Source organism: Sphingomonas sp. LC-1, from assembly GCF_025371035.1.
GTDB classification, from domain to species: Bacteria; Pseudomonadota; Alphaproteobacteria; order Sphingomonadales; family Sphingomonadaceae; genus Sphingomonas; species Sphingomonas sanguinis_E.
This window is the reverse complement of sequence record NZ_JANZXB010000007.1, coordinates 199,052-218,130: the sequence shown is the minus strand read 5'-3', so window position 1 is coordinate 218,130 and position 19,079 is coordinate 199,052. Positions and strand designations below refer to the sequence as shown.

Genomic DNA, 19,079 nt, shown 5'->3' with positions numbered 1-19,079 from the left:
ATGAAAGGTATCCGGCACCGATGAACGATAACGACAAGCAGCAGAGCCCCGATCCCAATGGGGGCGGCAACCCCTGGATGAAGAGCCTGTTGATCTGGGTGGGCATCCTGATGGCGCTCGCCCTGTTCGTCAGTCTGTCGGGCGCGGGATCGTCGGGGCAGAGCGGCAACCAGATCGAATATTCGACCTTCCTCGACAAGGTGGACGAGGGGACGGTGAAGACCGCCGTCATCTCGCGCGATTCGATCACGGGCACGCTGTCCTCGGGTGAGCGGTTCAAGACAACGCCCGTCCCCGATTCGCAGCTCATCCCACACCTCCGCAAGGAAGGGGTGACCTTTACCGCCAAGACCGAGGAAGCACCCTCGGTCTGGATGCTGATGCTCTATAATTCGCTGCCCTTTATCCTGTTCATCGGTATCGCCTTCTTCGTTCTGCGCCAGATGCAGAAGGGCGGCGGTGCCAGCGGTGCGATGGGCTTCGGCAAGAGCCGCGCGCGGATGCTGACCCAGAAGGAAGGCAAGGTGACCTTCGACGATGTGGCCGGCATCGACGAGGCGCGCGAAGAGCTGCAGGAAATCGTTGAGTTTCTGAAGGACCCCTCGAAATTCGCCCGGTTGGGCGGCAAGATCCCGAAGGGCGCACTGCTGGTCGGCTCGCCCGGTACTGGCAAGACGCTGCTCGCCCGCGCGATCGCGGGGGAGGCGGGCGTGCCCTTCTTCACCATTTCGGGTTCGGACTTTGTCGAGATGTTCGTCGGCGTCGGCGCCAGCCGCGTGCGCGACATGTTCGAACAGGCCAAGAAGAGCGCCCCCTGCATCGTCTTCATCGACGAAATCGACGCGGTGGGCCGCCATCGTGGTGCGGGTCTGGGCAACGGCAATGACGAGCGCGAGCAGACGCTGAACCAGCTTCTGGTCGAGATGGATGGCTTCGAGGCCAATGAAGGCATCATTATCATCGCCGCGACCAACCGCCCCGACGTGCTCGACCCCGCGCTGCTGCGTCCTGGCCGCTTCGATCGCCAGGTCGTGGTGCCGCGCCCGGACATCGATGGCCGCGTGAAGATCCTCGAAGTCCATATGAAGAAGGTGCCGCTGGCCCCCGACGTCGACGCTCGCGTCATCGCGCGGGGTACGCCGGGCTTCTCGGGCGCGGACCTCGCCAACCTCGTCAACGAGGCCGCCCTGATGGCGGCGCGCAAGGGCAAGCGCCTGGTTGCCAATGCCGAGTTCGAGGAAGCCAAGGACAAGGTCATGATGGGCGCTGAGCGCCGCTCCATGGTCATGACCGAGGACGAGAAGCGGATGACCGCCTATCACGAGGCGGGTCATGCGATCATCGCGCTGCACGAACCGGCGTCGGACCCGATCCACAAGGCGACGATCATCCCGCGCGGTCGCGCGCTAGGCATGGTGATGCGCCTGCCGGAGCGCGACTCGTATAGCTATCACCGCGACAAGATGTACGCGAACCTAGCGGTCGCCATGGGTGGCCGTGTCGCCGAGGAGATCATCTTCGGTTACGACAAGGTGTCGAGTGGCGCGAGCGGCGACATTCAGTACGCCACGGGGCTGGCGCGCGACATGGTCACCAAATGGGGCATGTCGGACAAGGTCGGCCCCGTGGAATATGCCCAGCCCGAGGGCGAAAGCTTCCTGGGTTACTCGTCGAGCCAACCGGTGCGCATGTCCAACCAGACTGCGCAGCTGATCGACGACGAGATCAAGTCGATCGTCGAGGGCGGCCTGCATCGCGCCAAGCATGTGCTGACCGAGCATGTCGACCAGCTTCACCTGCTGGCGGGGGCGTTGCTCGAATATGAGACGCTGTCGGGCGACGAGATCAAGAAGCTGATCGCGGGCGACGATATCGATCGCGACGATCCCAAGGCCAAGACGGTGCCGATCGCGAAGGCGGGGACTTCGATACCCAAGACCCGTCGCGGCACGGGGCCGTTCGGCTCGCCTACCCCTCTGGGGGCTTGATCATCCTGCAAGTGACGAAAGGGCCGTTCCCAAGAGGGGGCGGCCCTTTTCGTTTGGGCGGCTCCGTGGCCTCGACGCCGCTCGGGCTGAACGGGTTCGGAGGCCCGATGGCGAGGATGTTGATCGGCCCTAGCCCTCTGAACATACGCGGTTTACAGTTCCGCCACCGGCCACAAATACGCCACCGCAGATAGCGTGACGGTTGGCCGAAGGGAGGAAGTCCGCATGACCGATGCGTTGCACGACCAGGCCGTCCGGATTTACGACGCCTTCACCCATGAGCATCACGACCGCCGAACCCTGCTGCGTCAGATGACCGCGCTGGCGGGGTCGGCCGCGGCGGCCGAAGCGCTGATCCTGGGGATCGCCGCCAGCCCGGCGGCGGCGGCGATCGTCGATCCCCATGACACGCGCCTGCGCATCGACCGCCGAGAAGGCATGGAGGCGGGCGCACGGTCGGCGGTCTATGTCGCGACCCCCAAGTCCATGCGGAAGCGTTTGGGCTCCGTCCTGGTCATTCACGAGAATCGTGGCCTGACCCCGCATATCGAGGATGTGACACGCAGGCTGGCGCTGGCCGGTTTCCACGCCATCGCGCCCGACCTGCTCGCGCCACAGGGCGGGACGCCCGCCGATGAGGATCGGGCGCGCACGCTGATCGGCTCGCTCGACTATGATCTGGCATTGGCCCAGGCGCGTGCGATGATGGCACATGCGGCGGCCGACGCATCGGGAACGGGGCGGGTCGGTGCTGTCGGATTCTGCTGGGGCGGCGCGTTCGTCAACCGGCTGGCGGTGGCGGCGGGCGCTGCCCTGACGGCGGGCGTGGCCTATTACGGGCCGGCCCCCGCGCCGGCGGAAGCGGCGAAGGTGCAGGCCCCGCTCATGCTCCATTATGCGGGCAAGGACGCGCGGGTGAACGCGACGGGCGAACCCTGGGTCGCGGCGCTGCGTGCGGCGGGGAAGCCGGTGGAGGCGTACACCTATCCCGGCGTCGACCATGCGTTCAACAATGACGGTTCGGCCGAACGCTATAATGCCGCCGCCGCCAAACAGGCCTGGGACCGGACCACCGCCTTCTTGCACCGTCATCTCGACCGGGCATAAGCTTAGCGCAAAATGCCGCCCGCTGGAGAGACCCTATGACCGCCGACCTGACGCTCTATACCAACCCGCATTCGCGCGGGCGCATCGCGCGGTGGATGCTGGAGGAGGCGGGCGCGGCCTATGACGTCGTGGTGCTCGACTATGGGACGACGATGGTGGCGTCCGAATATCGTGCGATCAATCCGATGACGAAGGTCCCCGCCATCGTTCACCAGGGGCAGGTGGTGACGGAGACGGCGGCGATCTGTGCCTATCTGGCCGAGGCGTTTCCCGATGCGGAACTGGCGCCGTTGCCCACCGAGAAAGCCGCCTATTATCGCTGGCTGTTCTTCGCGGCGGGGCCGTTGGAGGCGGCGACGACCAATCGCGCCTTCGGCGTGACGGTGACGCCGGAGCAGCAGCGTATGGCGGGATATGGCGATTTTGATCGCGCGGTCGGCGTCATCAGCGATGCGGTGGCGAACAGCCCCTATATCGCGGGTGATCGCTTCACCGCGGCGGATGTCTATGTCGGATCGCAGATGATGTGGTTCACGCAATTCGGCCTGATGCCGAAGACCGATGCGATCATGGCCTATATCGGCCGCCTCCATGATCGTCCCGCGCATCTGCGCGCGACGGCGCTGGACGATGGCCAGGATGAGGGCGAATCGGCAAGCGGCTGACGGCGCGGCCGAGGCGTTCGGTCACGCCGACTCGCGACGGCTTTCCAGCTCTTCCTTGGCGGCGCGCAGCATGTCGAGACCGGCGGCGATATGATTGCCCGCCAGCGGCATGTTCAGGGCGTCGGCGCCGTCCATCGCGGCCTGCGCATGAGAGATAACCAGTTCGAACGACATGATCTGATCACGCATCACTATTTCCAAGACGATCGGGCCGCGGACGATTGCCGTCCCTTGGCGCTACACAATGTCCCATGAATACACAGCGATAATGTTTCGCGCGATATATAAATGGGCGTGAAAAGCCATCATATGCCCTGCGACGGGACAGTCGCAGGGCAAGGGGCAAGGTTCAGCGCATCAGCACCAGTTCTTCGGCCATGGTCGGGTGCAGCGCGACGGTCGCATCGAACTGCGCCTTGGTCAGCCCCGCCTTGACCGCAACGGCGGCGGCCTGGAGGATTTCGGGTACATCGGGGCCGATCATATGCAGGCCGACGACCCGGTCGGTATCGCCGTCGCACACCATTTTATAGAGCGCCCGCTCGTCGCGTCCCGCCAGCACATTCTTCATCGGGCGGAAGTCGGAGGTGTAGACCCGTACCGAGCCCAGCTTCTGCTTGGCCTGGGCTTCGGTCAGGCCGACGCCCGCCATTGGCGGATGGCTGAACACGGCGGCGGGGATACAGTCGTAATCGACCTTGGTCGGTTTGTTGCCGAAGATGGTGTCGGCAAAGGCCTGTCCCTCGCGGATCGCCACGGGGGTCAGTTGCACGCGGTTGGTTACGTCGCCGACCGCATAGATGCTGGGGCAGGTCGAGCGATTGTCCTCGTCCACCTTGATCGCGCCCTGATCGTCCAGTTCGACCCCGGCGGTTTCCAGACCTAGGCCATGCGTGTTGGGGACGCGCCCGGTGGCGAACATGACCAAGTCGACCTCGATCGGGGCATGGCCCGACATGGATACCAGCAGCGAGCCGTCCGCCTGCTTTTCGATCCCCTCGAACGTCGCGTCGAAGCGGAAATCGATCCCCTTCATCATCGAAATCTGGAGCAGCCGGTCGCGAATGGTCAGGTCGTATCCGCGCAGGATTTCCTTGCTGCGGTTGATCAGCGTAACGTGCGCGCCGAACTGGTGGAAGACGCCCGCGAACTCGTTCGCGATATAGCCCGCCCCTGCGATCAGCACGCGCTTGGGAATGCTGTCGAGATGGAAGGCCTCGTTGGAGGTAATGCCATGCTCATGCCCCGGACAGGAGGGCACGGCGGGGTGGGCGCCGACCGCGATCAGGATACGCTCGGCGGTCTTCTCGGTGCCGTCGGCCAGACGGACGCTATGCGGCCCGGTGACGACCGCGCGCTGGTCGATGATCTCGACATCATGGCTTTCCAGCGTCTTCTTATAGGCACCGTTCAGCCGATCGACCTCCGACAGGACATTGTCGCGCAGCGTTTCCCAGGAGAATTCGCACTCGCTGGGCACCTGCCAGCCGAAACGGCGGGCGTCCTTCAGGTCTTCGGCGAAATGCGCGCCATAGACGAGCAGCTTCTTGGGCACGCAGCCGCGAATGACGCAGGTGCCGCCGACCCGATACTCCTCGGCCACCGCCACGCGCGCGCCATGTGCTGCCGAGACCCGCGACGCACGCGTACCCCCCGATCCCGCACCGATGACAAACAGGTCATAGTCATACTCAGCCATGGGATCGGTTTCTCCGGGAATGCAGATGCTCGGGTGTGTGACCCGCCTAAAAGCACAACGGGGGACGCCGAGCCAAGTTCAGCGTCCCCCTGACAGTGATCGAAAACTCAAAATTCCTTCCTCTGGCGGGAAGGTGGCAGCGCGGAGCGCTGACGGAGGGGGCTTTCACCAAGGTCTTTCCTCGCGACACGCCCCCTTCACCAGCTTCGCTGGTCCGCCTCCCCGCGAGCGGGGAGGATGCGCTTAGCCGAACGCCCGCTTGATCAGGTCTTCGGTCGAGGGATCGAAATCCTGACCGCCCTGGTCCGCCGCCTTAGCCATTTCCTTGCCCAGCTCGACGCCGAACTGGTCGAAGCTGTTGATGCCCAGCAGCACGCCATTCACGAACACGCGATGCTCGTAAAAGGCGATCAGCGCGCCCAGCGTGCGCGGGTCGAGCGTTTCGAGCAGGATGGTCGAGGACGGACGATCGCCCGAATAGCTGCGGGCGGGGTCATCGACCGTCTTGCCCTTCATCAGCGCGGCGCCCTGCGCAAAGGCGTTGAGCAGCAGCTGGCGGTGATGCTCGTCGCTCAGCACGTCGCCCGGCTCGACCACCGCGATGAACTCGACGGGGACGAGGTGGGTGCCCTGGTGGAGCAGCTGGAACACCGCATGCTGCGCATCGGTGCCGACCCCGCCCCAGGTGATCGCGGCAGTCGGACGGCCGACGGGCTGGCCGTCAACGGTCACGCCCTTGCCGTTCGACTCCATCTCCAGCTGCTGGAGATAGGAGGGGAGGAGGCGCAGACGCTCGTCATAGGCGAACGGCGCACGCGTTTCGGCATGGCGGACCTGGGTGTAATAAAGGTCGGCAAAGGCGGCGAGCGCAGGCGCGTTCTGCGCCAGGTCGGTCAGGCGGAAATGGCGGTCCATCTCGGCCGCGCCTTCCAGCAATTCCTCGAACGCGTCCCAGCCCAGGCCCAGCGCGGCGGGGAAGCCGATGGTCGACCAGAGCGAATAGCGGCCGCCGACCGACTCGGCAAAGGACAGGATTCGCGTCTCGTCCACGCCCCATTCGACCGCTTTGGCCGGATTGGCGGTCAGCGCGATGACGCGGCCATAGGGGTCCTCGACGCCGTGCTCGGTCATCCACTGGAGCGCGGAGGTGGCGTTGAGCATCGTCTCGGTGGTGGTGAAGGTCTTGGACGCGACTACCAGCAGCGTGGCGGCCGGGTCGAAACGCTTGAACACCTCCTCCAGCGCCACGCCGTCGACATTGGAGACGATCGCGACGTCATAGCGGTCGCTGTCGCGGCCCAGCGCGTCGACCAGCAGGTCCGGGCCCAGCGCCGAGCCGCCGATGCCGATGTGCAGCACGTGGCGGATGGGGCCCAGCGCCTCCGCCTCGATCGCGTCGATCAGCGCGCGCATCCGGGCGTGCGACTGGCGGGCGGTGGCGACGCTTTCGGGATTGCCTTCGCCACGCTCGGCGGTGTGCTCGACCGCGCGACCCTCGGTGACGTTGACGACCTCGCCGCCGAACAGCGCGTCGCGCTTGGCGGCCAGGCCGCTGGCCTTGGCGAGTTCGGCGAAGGCGGCGACGGCCTCTGGCGTCAGGTGGGTCTTGGACCAGTCGAAATGGATACCCGCCACGTCCAGGCTGAGCGAGGCCAGCCGATTGGGATCACTCGCGAAAAGATCGAGAAGCGGGGTCTGCGGAAGCGATTCGATCGTCGACCAGTCGGCAGCCATGATGCTTGTTCCTTTCTAGCGTGCCCCCAAGGGGTTCACCCATGGCGTTAGACAAAGCCGGGCCGCAAAGCCAAGCCTTAGATTGGTATGGTCGAGACAGGACGGGACGCAGAACGGGCAGAAATTGACGATTTAGGTTGGGCGGCGGAAACCGTCATGTCATCCTCCCCGCCTATAGGCCGGTTCGGTCGTCCTGAGGGGAGAGGGAATGATGCGCCGTCGAATGGCTATGGCGTCCGCAGGGATCGCCGCGATTCTAGGGGTGGTCGCGCCGCCTATTCTGTACGCCGCCGAACCCAAGCCGCCCATGACGCCGACATCCAAGTGGAATATGAACTACGCCCCGACCGAATGCCGCCTGTTGCGGACCTTTGGCGAGGGTAAGGATCAGATTTTGCTCCAGATCGCCCGCTATGATCTCCGGGACGAGCTGGAGATGGCGCTGGCCGGACCGCATATCCCGCCCACCGACGATAACGTCCCCGTCACGGTGGCGACGACGACCGTCGCGGAGGTTCCCGGCATCCAGGCGCAAGGTTTCGCTGCCATGCGCAACGTGCCGTCGCAGCTGCGTTTCCGCCCCGATATCGATCTTCCCAAGGCGCTGCGCAGCGATGTCGCGGCAGGCAAGCCGACGATGCTGACCATCAATTTTGTCCGGCGCTACAATATCCAACTCGACCTGGGATCGATGAAGGGCGCGCTCGGCGCGCTGGACCAATGTTCCGACGACCTGATCGCGTCCTGGGGTCTTGATCCCGTACAGCAGCGGCAGCTCAAAACCGGACCCGAGCCGCGCGAGAGCCCGCTGAAATGGTTCCGGCCGGACGATTATCCGGCGGGGCTGAGCCAGATGGGGATGGGCGGCGCAGTGATCATTCGGCTGCTCGTGGGAGCGGACGGTAGCGTCGAGAAATGCGTTGTGACCAAGGCGGGCGGCGACAAGGCCTTTCAGGACGCGACGTGCGAGGCGGCGACGAAGCGCGCCAAATTCAGTCCCGCCATCGCCGCCGACGGCCAAGCGGTCAGATCCGTATGGATCAAGCGGATCAACTGGAAGCCGGGCGGGTCGTTCTTCGTGTTTCGCTGACGCACGGCGGCGGGCCCATCGGGCCCGCCCTGCCACGGGGTCAGCGGTGCTTCACCGCCACCGGGTCCCGCACCACGCCGACATCGGTAAATCGCTTCGGCTCGGCAGGGTGGGGTGCGGGTTCGGCCAATTCGCGCTGCCAATAGCCGACATCGATCCAGCGGCCATGCTTGTGACCGACCTCGCGGAAGACGCCGGCGCGGCGGAAGCCGACCGCCTCGTGCAGCTTGATCGATCCGTCGTTGGGCAGCGCGATCACGCCCATCGCCTGGGTGAAGCCTTGCGCGGTCAGCGTGTCGACCAGCGCCTCGTAGAGCAGTCGTCCGATGCCCGAACGCTGCGACACGTCGGCGACGTAGATCGTCGTCTCCACCACCCAGCGATAGGCCTCGCGCTCGCGGAAACGCGCGGCATAGGCATAGCCGATCACCGCATCCTCCCGGCCCTCTTCATCGGCCAGCGTCGCGACGATCCAGGGATAGAGGCCGTCCGCGCCCTCCATCCGCGCGCGCATCGCATCGGCGTCGGGGGCCTGGGTCTCGAAGGAGACGACGCCCGCCAGGACATGGGGTGCATAGATGGCAGCGATGGCGGCGGCGTCATCGGGGCGGGCGGCGCGGATGGCGATCATGGGGGCAGCGTCTCCTGAAGCGATGGGCCTGCCTAGCGCGGGGACCGATGCTTCGGAAGAGGCCAACGTCCTTCGCCCCTTTGCGCTAAACCCCTCCCGCCATTCGCACTGAGCGAAGTCGAAGTAGATGTCCTACGCTTTGCGGCGAGGAGATTCCCTTGGCCTTCGACTTCGCCCAGGCTGAACCGATATGGGGGATGAGGGCGCAGGGGATCCGATCAGAGCCCCAAGCGCGCGATCACCATATCGAGCAGTCGCTGGTCGCCGACCTTCGCCATCGGTCCCATCGCGCCGCATTCCAGGCAGCGTGCCTGCACCGACCCGCCACGCACCAGGCGCGCGACATCGCCCAGCGCACGTGCCGCGACCGCACGGCGCTCGGCCGCGGCGATGGCGAACACATCGCCGCCCTGCTGGCTGTCGTCATCATCGCTCCCGAAACCCTCGGCCAGCATCGCGGCGAAGCCGGGCTTCTTCTCCAGATATTCCGGATAGACCTTGGCGGGGTCCAGCTTGGCCCGGCGGGCGGCCTCGGCGATGGCGTCGGACAGGTTGCCGAAGCGGTCGACCAGGCCGATCTGGCGCGCGGTGCCGCCGTCCCACACGCGGCCCTGCGCGATGGTGTCGACCTTTTCCGGCGTCATGTGCCGCGACTGGGCGACGCGGGTCAGGAACTGGCGATAGCCATTCACGATGCCGGCCTGCAGGATCGTATCGAGCATCGGCGTCGTGCCGCCCCAGACGTCGGGCTGTCCGGTCAGCGGCGTGGTCTTCACTCCGTCGGTGGTCACGCCGATCTTGGCCAGCGTGTTCTCGAAGGTCGGGATGATGCCGAAGATGCCGATCGACCCGGTGATCGTCCCGGGCTCGGCGAAGATCATGTCGCCCGGCGTCGAGACCCAGTAACCGCCCGACGCTGCCAAGCCGCCCATCGAGACGATGACCGGCAGCTTCTGCCGCTTGGCCTCCAGGATCGCCTGGCGAATCTGTTCGGACGCCAGCACCGAGCCGCCCGGCGAATCGACCCGCACGACCAGCGCCTTGAGCGATTTCTTGGCCAGACCGTCGAGCAGTGCCTTGGACACCGTTTCGCCCGCCGCCGAGCCGGGGCCGGCTTCGCCATCGACGATGTCGCCCGCGATGGTCAGCACGCCGATCGCATCCCCCTTGGTGGGCAGCGGATTGGCGCGCACCCAGGATGCGTAGGAAATGGTGCGGAACGCGCCTGCGGGCTTGTTCGACTCGACGCCCGCGATCTGGGCCACCCGCTTGCCGAACGCCATGCGGTCCCCCAGCTTGTCGACCAGTCCCGCCTTCAGATTGGCGTCGGCGATACTGCCGTTCGCCGCCAGCACCGCACGGTCGGGCTGCGACAGGAAGCCATCGATCTGTGCCTTGGGCCGGGCCTTGGCGACGGCCTCGCGCCACTGGGCGAACAGCGTGCCGTACAGCGCCTGCGACGCGGCGCGGGCGTCGGGGCTCTGGTCGGTGCGGATATAGGGCTCGACGAACGACTTGAACTTGCCGACGCGATAGACATGGGTGTTGACGCCCAGCTTGTCGATCAGCCCCTTATAATAAAGCTGGTTGCCGCCCGGCCCCGCGAACAATGTGCCGCCCAGCGGATTGACCCAGATCTCGCTGGCGTTCGACGCCAGGCGATAGGCTCCGTCGGTATAGGCGGTGGCATAGGCCAGCACCGGCTTGCCGCCCTTGCGGAAGCGCGCGATCGCATCGCCCACCTCCTGCAGGGTGGCCGGGTAGGCGCCGCCGAACGCGTCGAGGTCGAGCACCAGCACCTTGACCCGAGCATCGCCCTTCGCCGTATCGATCGCGCGGACCACGTCGCGCAGGCGATATTGGCGTGGCGTGTCGCCGCCCGACAGCAGCGCGAGCGGGGCGATCGTCTCGGGCTGTTCGACGATCGGGCCGTCCAGCTTGAGCAGAAGCGCGCCGTCGGTGATCGGCTTGGTACCCGGACGCGCGTTCAGCGCGGCGAAGATCAGCCCGAAGAACAGCAGCATCGCCGCCAGCACCAGGAAATCCTTGATCCCGACCAGCAGCCGCCACGCCGCCTTGACGATCCGCCAGCCGCTGCGCTTGCCGCGCTTGCGCCCCGGTCGGCTGAAATCCTGGTCGAGCGGGGAGGTGGGCGGATAGGCGTCTGCGCGGGCGTCGGTCATCCCCCATGGCTAGCCCAGCCGCGATAACGGGGCAATGGCCCGTATTGTGAGGCCAATACAGGCGCACCTCGGCCAGGATTTTGTTCCCGCATTCGGGGCGGTCCGTCGAAATTTTTTGTTCGGGGTCGTTGACGGGCTGAACCGGCGTTCACATATCCGGGGCGTTGGCACTCCCACCCGGCGAGTGCCAGAAAAGTGTAACAAGCCAGATTAAAGGGACATGGCAATGAACTTTCGTCCGTTGCACGACCGCGTTCTCGTCCGTCGCGTCGAGGCCGAGGAAAAGACGGCTGGCGGGATCATCATCCCCGACACCGCCAAGGAAAAGCCCCAGGAGGGCGAAGTCGTCGCCGCCGGTTCGGGCGCGAAGGCCGATGACGGCAAGGTCACGCCGCTGGACGTCAAGGCCGGCGACCGCATCCTGTTCGGCAAGTGGTCGGGCACTGAGGTGAAGGTCGATGGCGAAGACCTGCTGATCATGAAGGAATCGGACATTCTCGGCATCATCGGCTGAGCCTGATCCTTCTCCCGTTTTTCTGACAATTCCAGATCGAAAGGGTAGCCACCATGGCAGCCAAGGAAGTCAAGTTTTCGCGCGACGCGCGTGAGCGCATTCTGAAGGGCGTCGATATCCTCGCCGATGCCGTCAAGGTCACGCTGGGCCCGAAGGGCCGCAACGTCGTGATCGACAAGTCGTTCGGTGCGCCGCGCATCACCAAGGACGGCGTTTCGGTCGCCAAGGAAATCGAACTCAAGGACAAGTTCGAGAACATGGGCGCCCAGATGGTGCGCGAAGTGGCGTCGAAGACCAACGACATCGCCGGTGACGGCACCACCACCGCGACCGTCCTCGCTCAGGCGATCGTCCGCGAGGGCATGAAGTCGGTTGCGGCCGGCATGAACCCGATGGACCTGAAGCGCGGCATCGACATCGCCGTCGCCAAGGTGACCGAGGACATCAAGTCGCGCTCGAAGCCCGTCTCGGGCAGCCAGGAAGTTGCCCAGGTCGGCATCATCTCGGCGAACGGCGACCGTGAAGTCGGCGAGAAGATCGCCGAGGCCATGGAAAAGGTCGGCAAGGAAGGCGTCATCACCGTCGAGGAGGCCAAGGGCCTCGAATTCGAACTCGACGTCGTCGAGGGCATGCAGTTCGACCGTGGCTACCTGTCGCCCTACTTCATCACCAACCCGGAGAAGATGACGGTCGAACTCAACGACCCGTACATCCTGATCCACGAGAAGAAGCTGTCGAACCTGCAGGCGATGCTCCCGATCCTGGAAGCCGTCGTTCAGTCGGGCCGTCCGCTCCTGATCATCGCCGAGGACATCGAGGGTGAGGCACTCGCCACGCTCGTCGTCAACAAGCTGCGTGGCGGCCTGAAGGTCGCGGCGGTCAAGGCTCCGGGCTTCGGCGATCGTCGCAAGGCGATGCTGGAAGACATCGCCATCCTGACCGCAGGCGAGCTGATCTCGGAAGACCTGGGCATCAAGCTCGAGTCGGTCACCGTCGGCATGCTGGGCACCGCCAAGCGCGTCACGATCGACAAGGACAACACCACCATCGTCGATGGCGCGGGTGATGCCGAAGCGATCAAGGGCCGCACCGAGGCGATCCGTGCGCAGATCGAGAACACCACCAGCGATTACGACCGCGAGAAGCTCCAGGAGCGTCTGGCCAAGCTCGCTGGCGGCGTGGCCGTGATCAAGGTCGGCGGTGCGACCGAGGTCGAGGTGAAGGAGCGCAAGGACCGCGTCGACGACGCGCTGCACGCGACCCGCGCAGCCGTCGAAGAGGGCATCGTCCCCGGCGGTGGCACGGCGCTGCTGTACGCGACCAAGGCGCTGGACGGCGTCAAGGGCATCAACGACGACCAGACCCGCGGTATCGACATCGTTCGCAAGTCGCTGACCGCGCTGGTTCGCCAGATCGCTCAGAACGCCGGCCATGACGGTGCGGTCGTGTCGGGCAAGCTGCTCGATCAGAACGACACCTCGTTCGGCTTCAACGCGTCGACCGACACGTATGAGAACCTGGTTGCTGCCGGCGTGATCGACCCGACCAAGGTCGTCCGCACCGCGCTCCAGAACGCGGCGTCGGTTGCCGGCCTGCTCATCACCACGGAAGCCACCGTGGCCGAGCTGCCGGAAGACAAGTCGCCCGCCATGCCCGCCGGCGGCGGCATGGGCGGCATGGGCGGCATAGACTTCTAAGTCGGGTTTCCGCGAACCGGCGGGGCTTCGCCTCGCCGGGGACCGGACCGGCCTGTCCTTGCGGCACAGCCAAAAGAAAGGGCCTGGGGAGCGATCCCCGGGCCCTTTTCTATGCGCCCTGCACGCCACCCCCATTCAGCCTGAGCGAAGTCGAAGGCCACGGGACTCGCTCGGGGTTGCAGGCGGGGCATGCACTTCGGCTTCGCTCGGTGCGAACAGGGTGGGATGAGAATGGCCATTCCATGGACGTGAGGCGAATGGCGTGACCATGACTGTTTATGCCACCCCGGCGAAGGCCGGGGTCCAGTAGCGGTTCGGTTGATGGCGCGTTACGCAATGCCGAGAGTGGGCTGTCGAAGGGTGTGAATAAGCCTCCCACGCGACGTCCGACGTTCCCCCGAACGTAACGCAACTGGCCCCCGGCCTTCGCCGGGGTGGTCCTCGTCTGGTGGAAAAACAAAAAAAGGCGGCCGGACCTTCGCCCGACCGCCTTTCCTTTGACCCGAAAGCCGTGCCGCTTACGCGCCAGCGTTCTTCAGCGCCGCCTGCACGTCCGACCAACTGATCGCGCCCTTGAGAGGCTTGCCGTTCAGCAGGAAGGTCGGGGTGCCGGTCACCGTGCCGTCGGCGCCGCGATCCTGGGTCTGCTTGGTCAGCCGGTCGATCTGCGTCATGTCGCTCAGGCACTGGCGCGCCTTGGCTTCGGGAATGCCGCGCTGCTTGACGAAGTTGATCAGGTCCATCTGATCGGCCAGCGCCTTGATGACGTCGACCGGCTTGGCGTTCTGGAGCTGCTGCTGCACCGCGGGCGACATCGCCTGCAGCTTGTCATTGAAGCCCTGCTGCGACTGGTACATCTGCTCCAACACCGGGAAGAAGGTCGCCTCGCCCGCGCAGATGCCGAGCAGCGCGGGCGGCAGGTCGGGCGCGCCGTGGATCAGGAACTCGCGGAATTCCCAGCTTACCTTGCCCGATTTGACATAGGTGTTGGTCAGCGGCTCATAACCCTCGCGCGCGAAGGCGCCGCAGGCCGGGCACAGGCGCGAGCCATATTCGACCAGCTTGATGGGCGCATCGGGATTGCCCATCACATAGCCCTCGGCGGTCTTGCTGACGACCTGGGTCCAGTCCTTGCCCGCGGGGGCCGCGATGGCGGGCAGCGGCGAGGCGGCGGGGGCCGTGCTGTTGGCATCGCCATTGCCACCGCCGCAGGCGGCCAGCGCGAGCGGAAGGGCGAGAAGGAGAAGACGAGACTTCATCGACATATGCTCCGAGGAAAAGAAGAAATTAGCGGGCGCCCGCCGCGCGCAACAGCGGCAGCAGCTTTTCCCAGGTGAAGACGCCCATCGCCTGCTTGCCGTTGATGAAGAAGCCGGGCGTGCCCTCGATCGTATCGGGCGCGGAGGTGGTCAGCGCGATCACGCGGTCGGTGGCGGCGCGGTCCGACAGGCAGGTCGTGATCTGCGCATCGCTGAGCCCCGCATTCTTGCCGATCGCGGTCAGGCCGGAGCCGTCTGCCTCTGCACGCATCTGCGCGGCGGGCGGATAGGCGCCGATGCGCTGGGCGTTGGCCTGATCGAATTCCATGCCGCGCTTCAGCCAGTCCCGCTGCTGCGCGAAGATCGTGTCGGTCAGCCCGGCGAACTTCGGCGCGCCCACGCAACGCGCGATCAGCGCGGCGGCGAGGTCCAGACGGTCGCGGATATAATGGCGAAGCTCGATGCTGGTCGATCCCGACCGGACCATCTGCCCCTTGAGAATGGGGGCGGATTTGACGGTGAAATCGGCGCAGTGCGGGCAGGTGTAGCTGACATATTCGACCAGCTTCACCCGCGCGGCCGGATTTCCGATGACATAGGCACCCGCTGGCGTCTGGGTGATGTGGGTCGTCCAGTCGGTCCTGGCTCGCGCCTGCGCGGCATCGGCGGCCCCGGCGGCGGAGAGCGTGAGGCCGAGCGCGGCCAGCGACAGGAAGAGACGCATCACGACACCTTGGGAAGGCCGCGCGTCGCAGCGACGCCCGCGGCAAGCGATTCGAGCACGGCGCGAAGCTCCGGATCCGCGATCTGGCGCAGCCCGTCGCCCATCTCCGGCGGAATCGGCTGGGGCTTGGGCGGTGCGGCGCGGCGGGGGGCGGCCATCGGCAATTCGCCCTGCCGTATCTGCAATCGCGCGACCGCCGGATAGCCGAAGAAGCGATTCACCCGCTCGATGATCTCGGGGGCGATATGCTGCATCATCGGCGCATGGGCCCCGCGCACCACTAGGGTAAGCACGCCATTCTGTTTCTCGCCCTGCGGAAAGCGAATCGATTCGGGCGCACTGGCGGTCGACAGGCGCGGGCCGACGATATCGGGCCAACGGCTGACGATCGCGCTTTGGACGAAGCCGAAGCGGCGAAAGGCCGCACCGCCGATCGCGGGCAGCAGTTCGGATACCGCACGGGGGCGATTCGATCGGGGGGGCGGCTCCTGGGGGGCGCGGACGCGCTTGCTCATGTCGCGCTCCATGCCATAGCGGGCGGGTGGACGCCAAGCATTCATCATCATCCGATACGCCCGCCGCCCGGTTGCTCGCCTGGTACGACCGGCATGCCCGCGACCTGCCCTGGCGCAGCCGTCCGGGGGAGACGCCCGATCCCTACCGTGTCTGGCTGTCCGAGGTCATGCTGCAGCAGACGACGGTGGCGGCGGTCACGCCCCGCTTCATCGCCTGGACGCAGCGCTGGCCCGATGTCGCGAGCCTGGCGGCGGCGTCGGACGAGGACATCATGGCCGCCTGGGCGGGGCTGGGTTACTATGCGCGCGCGCGCAATCTGGTGAAGGCGGCGCGGGCGGTGGTGGCCGAGCATGGCGGCCGCTTCCCCGCGAGCGAGGCGGCGCTTCGCGCATTGCCGGGACTGGGGGCCTATACGGCGGCGGCGGTGGCGGCGATCGCGTTCGGCGAGCGCGCGGTGGTGGTCGACGCCAATGTCGAGCGCGTCGTCGCCCGGCTGTTCGCCATCCGAACCCCGCTGCCCGCCGCACGCCCAGCGATCCGCGAGGCGACCGACCGCATCACCCCGGACATGCGCGCGGGCGATTTCGCGCAGGCCATGATGGATCTGGGTTCGTCGATCTGCACGGTGAAGAAGCCGCAATGCCTGCTCTGCCCGATCGCCATGGATTGCCAGGCGCGGGCGGAGGGAATTGCCGAGACGTTGCCCGCCAAGGCGCCGAAGAAGAAGCGCCCTTATCGCCACGGGACCGTCTTCTGGATCGAGCGCGAGGGGCGGGTCTGGCTGGTCCGCCGCCCGGACAAGGGGATGCTGGGCGGTATGCGCGCGCTGCCCACCGGGCCATGGGAGGATGACCGCCCCGGACTGGTGGATGCGCCGGGCGGGGGGCCGTGGACCATGCTGAACGAGACGGTGGTCCACGGCTTCACCCATTTCGAGCTGGAATTGGCGCTCGCCAAGAGCGAGGGCGAACCGGATGATTCGGCGGCGGGCGAATGGTGGCCGATCGCCGAATTGGGAACCGCCGGCCTGCCCACGCTGTTCGCGCGAGCAGCCGATCGATTGAAAGGGGCCTGAAGCCGATGATGCGCCATGTGATGATGACGGGCGGGGTGATGCTGACCCTGCTGAGTGCCACCGCCCCGGCGCAGGTCGCGCCGCAAAGCCGACCCCAGGCACGAACCGCCGTCCCGCTGCCCGCGACCCAGGCGTTGTTCGACAGCTATGTCCGCACAGGCAAGATGCCGGGCATCGTCGCCGCGATCGGGATCCAGGGCCAGCCGCCGGTGTTCGTGTCCGCCGGGCGGACGGGTATCGAGCCGAACGCGCCGGCCGTCACCCCCGACAGCCTCTGGCGCGTCTATTCGATGACCAAGCCGATCACCGCCATGGCCGCGATGATCCTGATCGAGGAGGGCAAGCTATCGCTCGATCAGCCGCTGTCCGACATCTATCCGGCCTATAAGCAGATGCGGGTGCTGACCAATCCGCAGGCTTCGCTCGACAGTCGCCCGGCGACCAAGCCGATCACCATCCGCGAGCTGCTGACCCATACCGCCGGGTTGGGCTATGGCTTCAATGCCAAGGGGCCGCTGCTCCAGGAATATGAGCGGTTGGGGCTGATGCCCTTTGCGGCGAATGCACAGGTCGAGGCCAAGGTCCGTCCGACCCGCCCCGCCACGCTCCAGCAATTCGCCGAGCGCGCCGCCACCGTACCGCTAGTCGCCGAGCCGGGGACGCAATGGAGCTATTCCATGAGCCTCGACATCCTGGCGGCGGTGGTCGAGAAAGTGTCGGGCATGCCGTTCGAGCGGTTCGTCCAGACCCGGCTGTTCGCGCCGCTGAAGATGACGTCCAGCTATTGGCAGGTGCCTGCATCGGTGGCGAACCGGCTGGTCAGCAACTATACTTTTCTGGGCGATACGATCGTGCCGGTCGATCCGGCGGCGACGTCGGTCTTTCGCCAGCCGCCCAGCTTTCCTTATGGCGGCGCGGGGCTGGTCATGTCGGCGCGTGATTATGACCGGTTTCTCCAGATGCTTCAGAATGAGGGGCAGGTCGACGGCGTCCGCGTGATGAAGCCGGAGACGGTGCGGCTCGCCATGTCGAACCTGTTGCCCCCGGGCGTCACCTTCGGCGGCGTCGCAGGAACGACGGGCGGCGCGGCGGGGACGGCGGCGATGGGTTACGGCGCGGGCGGATCGGTGACGCTGGCCGACACGCCGGGCGGACCGGGCAAGGGCACCTATGGCTGGGGCGGGGCGGCGGGCACGGTGGCCTATGTCGATCCGACGCGGCATATGCGCGGGACGATCATGGTCAATTACTTCCCCGCCGACAAATATCCGCTGCGCCGCGATGTGGCGGGGGCCCTGTATCAGGATCTGGGAAGGGCGCGTCCGTGACGATCGGCTTTACCGGCGGGCGGCTCGATCGTGCCGATCCGCTGCGCCATGATTCCGAAGGCTTTGCGGCCGCGCTGTCCGACCCGGTGGCGCGGTTGCTGATCCTCGACGGCTATCAGCCCGAGATGGCGGACGGGCGGCTGGCATGGACCCGCGTCGCCCCCGAAGCGCAGCCCGAGGACCATGTCCTGTTGGGCATCGAGGATGGGGTACCGCATTTCGCGCGGCTGTCGCCGGAACCGGCGGTGGGCCGCTCGTTCGAGATGATCGCCGCGCTTCACATGCTGGAGGCGGGGGAGGCGGCGACCTATGCGGCGGCGCGCTCGGTGATCGACTGGCATGCGCGGCATCGTTTTTGCGCGCGGTGCGGCGCGGCGACCGAGCCGTTCCGGGCCGGCTGGGGGCGGCGGTGTCCGACTTGCGGCACCGAGCATTTCCCGCGCGTCGATCCGGTCGTCATCATGATCGCCGAGCATCAGGGGCGCGCCTTGCTGGGGCGGCAGCCTGCCTTCCCACCCGGGCGCTATTCGGCGCTCGCGGGTTTTCTGGAGCCGGGGGAATCGATCGAGGAAGCGGTCGCGCGCGAATTCTTCGAGGAAGCGGGCGTACGGGTGGAGAATGTCCGCTACATCGCCAGCCAGCCCTGGCCCTTTCCTTCGTCGCTGATGATCGCCTGCGTCGCGACGGCGGTGGATGACCGCCTGACCATCGACACGACCGAGCTGGAGGATGCGATCTGGGTTCCACGCGATGAGGTTCGCGCGGCGCTGGCCGGGGATTCGTCGCGCTTCGGCGTGCCGCCCGCCTATGCGATCGCGCATACATTGTTGGAGGCCTGGGCACAGTAAGCCTCCCCGGTACGGGGAGGG

Annotated in this window: 17 protein-coding genes; 9 read left to right on the top strand and 8 right to left on the bottom strand. The window is 66.3% G+C overall.

Annotated features, from left to right (window positions below; all coding sequences use genetic code 11):
• The first annotated feature begins 20 nt into the window (after window positions 1-20).
• From ftsH to NZL82_RS12090, 3 genes are all read left to right on the top strand, one after another.
• Window positions 21-1,988, top strand: a complete 1,968-nt coding sequence (gene ftsH / locus NZL82_RS12100; protein ID WP_261270009.1) for an ATP-dependent zinc metalloprotease FtsH — start codon at window positions 21-23, stop codon at window positions 1,986-1,988.
• 225 nt (window positions 1,989-2,213) lie between these two features.
• Window positions 2,214-3,095, top strand: coding sequence for a dienelactone hydrolase family protein (locus NZL82_RS12095; RefSeq protein WP_261270008.1), 882 nt, complete (start codon window positions 2,214-2,216; stop codon window positions 3,093-3,095).
• 35 nt (window positions 3,096-3,130) lie between these two features.
• Window positions 3,131-3,760 (top strand): glutathione S-transferase family protein, encoded by a 630-nt coding sequence (locus NZL82_RS12090; protein ID WP_261270007.1) that lies wholly within the window; start codon window positions 3,131-3,133, stop codon window positions 3,758-3,760.
• A gap of 21 nt (window positions 3,761-3,781) precedes the next feature.
• Here the strand turns inward: NZL82_RS12090 and NZL82_RS12085 are convergent, their stop codons facing one another.
• The 3 genes from NZL82_RS12085 to pgi form a co-directional block, all read right to left on the bottom strand.
• Complete coding sequence (locus NZL82_RS12085) at window positions 3,782-3,949, bottom strand: hypothetical protein (protein WP_261270006.1); 168 nt, start codon at window positions 3,947-3,949, stop codon at window positions 3,782-3,784.
• Between the two features lie 160 nt (window positions 3,950-4,109).
• Window positions 4,110-5,459, bottom strand: coding sequence for a glutathione-disulfide reductase (gor, locus tag NZL82_RS12080; RefSeq protein ID WP_261270005.1), 1,350 nt, complete (start codon window positions 5,457-5,459; stop codon window positions 4,110-4,112).
• 243 nt (window positions 5,460-5,702) lie between these two features.
• On the bottom strand, window positions 5,703-7,193 hold the full coding sequence (gene pgi / locus NZL82_RS12075; RefSeq protein WP_261270004.1) for a glucose-6-phosphate isomerase: 1,491 nt from the start codon (window positions 7,191-7,193) through the stop codon (window positions 5,703-5,705).
• A 223-nt stretch (window positions 7,194-7,416) separates the two neighbouring features.
• Here pgi and NZL82_RS12070 point away from each other — a divergent pair, with 223 nt between their 5' ends.
• Complete coding sequence (locus tag NZL82_RS12070) at window positions 7,417-8,283, top strand: energy transducer TonB (RefSeq protein WP_261270003.1); 867 nt, start codon at window positions 7,417-7,419, stop codon at window positions 8,281-8,283.
• Between the two features lie 40 nt (window positions 8,284-8,323).
• Here NZL82_RS12070 and NZL82_RS12065 read toward each other — a convergent pair whose 3' ends face one another.
• Together NZL82_RS12065 and sppA are read right to left on the bottom strand one after the other, a co-directional pair.
• Window positions 8,324-8,914: a GNAT family N-acetyltransferase gene (locus tag NZL82_RS12065; RefSeq protein ID WP_261270002.1), complete on the bottom strand. Its 591-nt coding sequence runs from the start codon at window positions 8,912-8,914 to the stop codon at window positions 8,324-8,326.
• A 218-nt stretch (window positions 8,915-9,132) separates the two neighbouring features.
• A complete protein-coding gene (gene sppA, locus NZL82_RS12060) occupies window positions 9,133-11,097 on the bottom strand; it encodes a signal peptide peptidase SppA (protein WP_261270001.1) in 1,965 nt (654 codons plus the stop codon).
• A gap of 226 nt (window positions 11,098-11,323) precedes the next feature.
• Between sppA and groES the strand changes: the two genes are divergently transcribed.
• Window positions 11,324-11,611, top strand: a complete 288-nt coding sequence (gene groES, locus NZL82_RS12055; RefSeq protein ID WP_261270023.1) for a co-chaperone GroES — start codon at window positions 11,324-11,326, stop codon at window positions 11,609-11,611.
• A 53-nt stretch (window positions 11,612-11,664) separates the two neighbouring features.
• Window positions 11,665-13,308, top strand: a complete 1,644-nt coding sequence (groL, locus tag NZL82_RS12050; protein ID WP_261270000.1) for a chaperonin GroEL — start codon at window positions 11,665-11,667, stop codon at window positions 13,306-13,308.
• A gap of 518 nt (window positions 13,309-13,826) precedes the next feature.
• Here groL and NZL82_RS12045 read toward each other — a convergent pair.
• From NZL82_RS12045 to NZL82_RS12035, 3 genes are read right to left on the bottom strand one after another with little or no spacing between them, the layout of a single operon-like run.
• A complete protein-coding gene (locus NZL82_RS12045) occupies window positions 13,827-14,567 on the bottom strand; it encodes a DsbA family protein (protein WP_261269999.1) in 741 nt (246 codons plus the stop codon).
• A 28-nt stretch (window positions 14,568-14,595) separates the two neighbouring features.
• The gene (locus NZL82_RS12040; RefSeq protein ID WP_261269998.1) at window positions 14,596-15,291 is read right to left on the bottom strand and encodes a DsbA family protein; all 696 of its coding nucleotides are present in this window, start codon (window positions 15,289-15,291) and stop codon (window positions 14,596-14,598) included.
• On the bottom strand, window positions 15,291-15,806 hold the full coding sequence (locus tag NZL82_RS12035) for a DUF721 domain-containing protein (RefSeq protein WP_261269997.1): 516 nt from the start codon (window positions 15,804-15,806) through the stop codon (window positions 15,291-15,293). The genes NZL82_RS12040 and NZL82_RS12035 overlap by 1 nt, the downstream gene beginning before the upstream one ends.
• A 26-nt stretch (window positions 15,807-15,832) precedes the next feature.
• Here NZL82_RS12035 and NZL82_RS12030 point away from each other — a divergent pair, with 26 nt between their 5' ends.
• The 3 genes from NZL82_RS12030 to nudC are packed head-to-tail and all read left to right on the top strand — an operon-like array spanning window position 15,833 to window position 19,058.
• Complete coding sequence (locus NZL82_RS12030) at window positions 15,833-16,882, top strand: A/G-specific adenine glycosylase (RefSeq protein ID WP_261269996.1); 1,050 nt, start codon at window positions 15,833-15,835, stop codon at window positions 16,880-16,882.
• Window positions 16,883-16,890: 8 nt separating this feature from the next.
• Window positions 16,891-18,210, top strand: coding sequence for a serine hydrolase domain-containing protein (locus tag NZL82_RS12025; RefSeq protein WP_405051372.1), 1,320 nt, complete (start codon window positions 16,891-16,893; stop codon window positions 18,208-18,210).
• Window positions 18,207-19,058 carry an NAD(+) diphosphatase gene (nudC, locus tag NZL82_RS12020; protein ID WP_261269994.1) on the top strand — a complete coding sequence of 284 codons (852 nt, stop codon included), beginning with the start codon at window positions 18,207-18,209 and terminating at the stop codon, window positions 19,056-19,058. The genes NZL82_RS12025 and nudC overlap by 4 nt, the downstream gene beginning before the upstream one ends.
• Window positions 19,059-19,079: the final 21 nt, after the last annotated feature.

Coding starts and splice junctions, on each gene's coding strand:
- groL (WP_261270000.1), top strand. CDS start 11,665: ATGGCAGCCAAGGAAGTCAAGTTTTCGCGCGACGCGCGTGAGCGCATT.
- NZL82_RS12040 (WP_261269998.1), bottom strand. CDS start 15,291: ATGCGTCTCTTCCTGTCGCTGGCCGCGCTCGGCCTCACGCTCTCCGCC.
- pgi (WP_261270004.1), bottom strand. CDS start 7,193: ATGGCTGCCGACTGGTCGACGATCGAATCGCTTCCGCAGACCCCGCTT.
- sppA (WP_261270001.1), bottom strand. CDS start 11,097: ATGACCGACGCCCGCGCAGACGCCTATCCGCCCACCTCCCCGCTCGAC.
- NZL82_RS12090 (WP_261270007.1), top strand. CDS start 3,131: ATGACCGCCGACCTGACGCTCTATACCAACCCGCATTCGCGCGGGCGC.
- NZL82_RS12095 (WP_261270008.1), top strand. CDS start 2,214: ATGACCGATGCGTTGCACGACCAGGCCGTCCGGATTTACGACGCCTTC.
- NZL82_RS12045 (WP_261269999.1), bottom strand. CDS start 14,567: ATGAAGTCTCGTCTTCTCCTTCTCGCCCTTCCGCTCGCGCTGGCCGCC.
- NZL82_RS12065 (WP_261270002.1), bottom strand. CDS start 8,914: ATGATCGCCATCCGCGCCGCCCGCCCCGATGACGCCGCCGCCATCGCT.
- NZL82_RS12085 (WP_261270006.1), bottom strand. CDS start 3,949: ATGCGTGATCAGATCATGTCGTTCGAACTGGTTATCTCTCATGCGCAG.
- ftsH (WP_261270009.1), top strand. CDS start 21: ATGAACGATAACGACAAGCAGCAGAGCCCCGATCCCAATGGGGGCGGC.
- NZL82_RS12035 (WP_261269997.1), bottom strand. CDS start 15,806: ATGAGCAAGCGCGTCCGCGCCCCCCAGGAGCCGCCCCCCCGATCGAAT.
- NZL82_RS12070 (WP_261270003.1), top strand. CDS start 7,417: ATGGCTATGGCGTCCGCAGGGATCGCCGCGATTCTAGGGGTGGTCGCG.
- groES (WP_261270023.1), top strand. CDS start 11,324: ATGAACTTTCGTCCGTTGCACGACCGCGTTCTCGTCCGTCGCGTCGAG.
- NZL82_RS12025 (WP_405051372.1), top strand. CDS start 16,891: ATGCGCCATGTGATGATGACGGGCGGGGTGATGCTGACCCTGCTGAGT.
- gor (WP_261270005.1), bottom strand. CDS start 5,459: ATGGCTGAGTATGACTATGACCTGTTTGTCATCGGTGCGGGATCGGGG.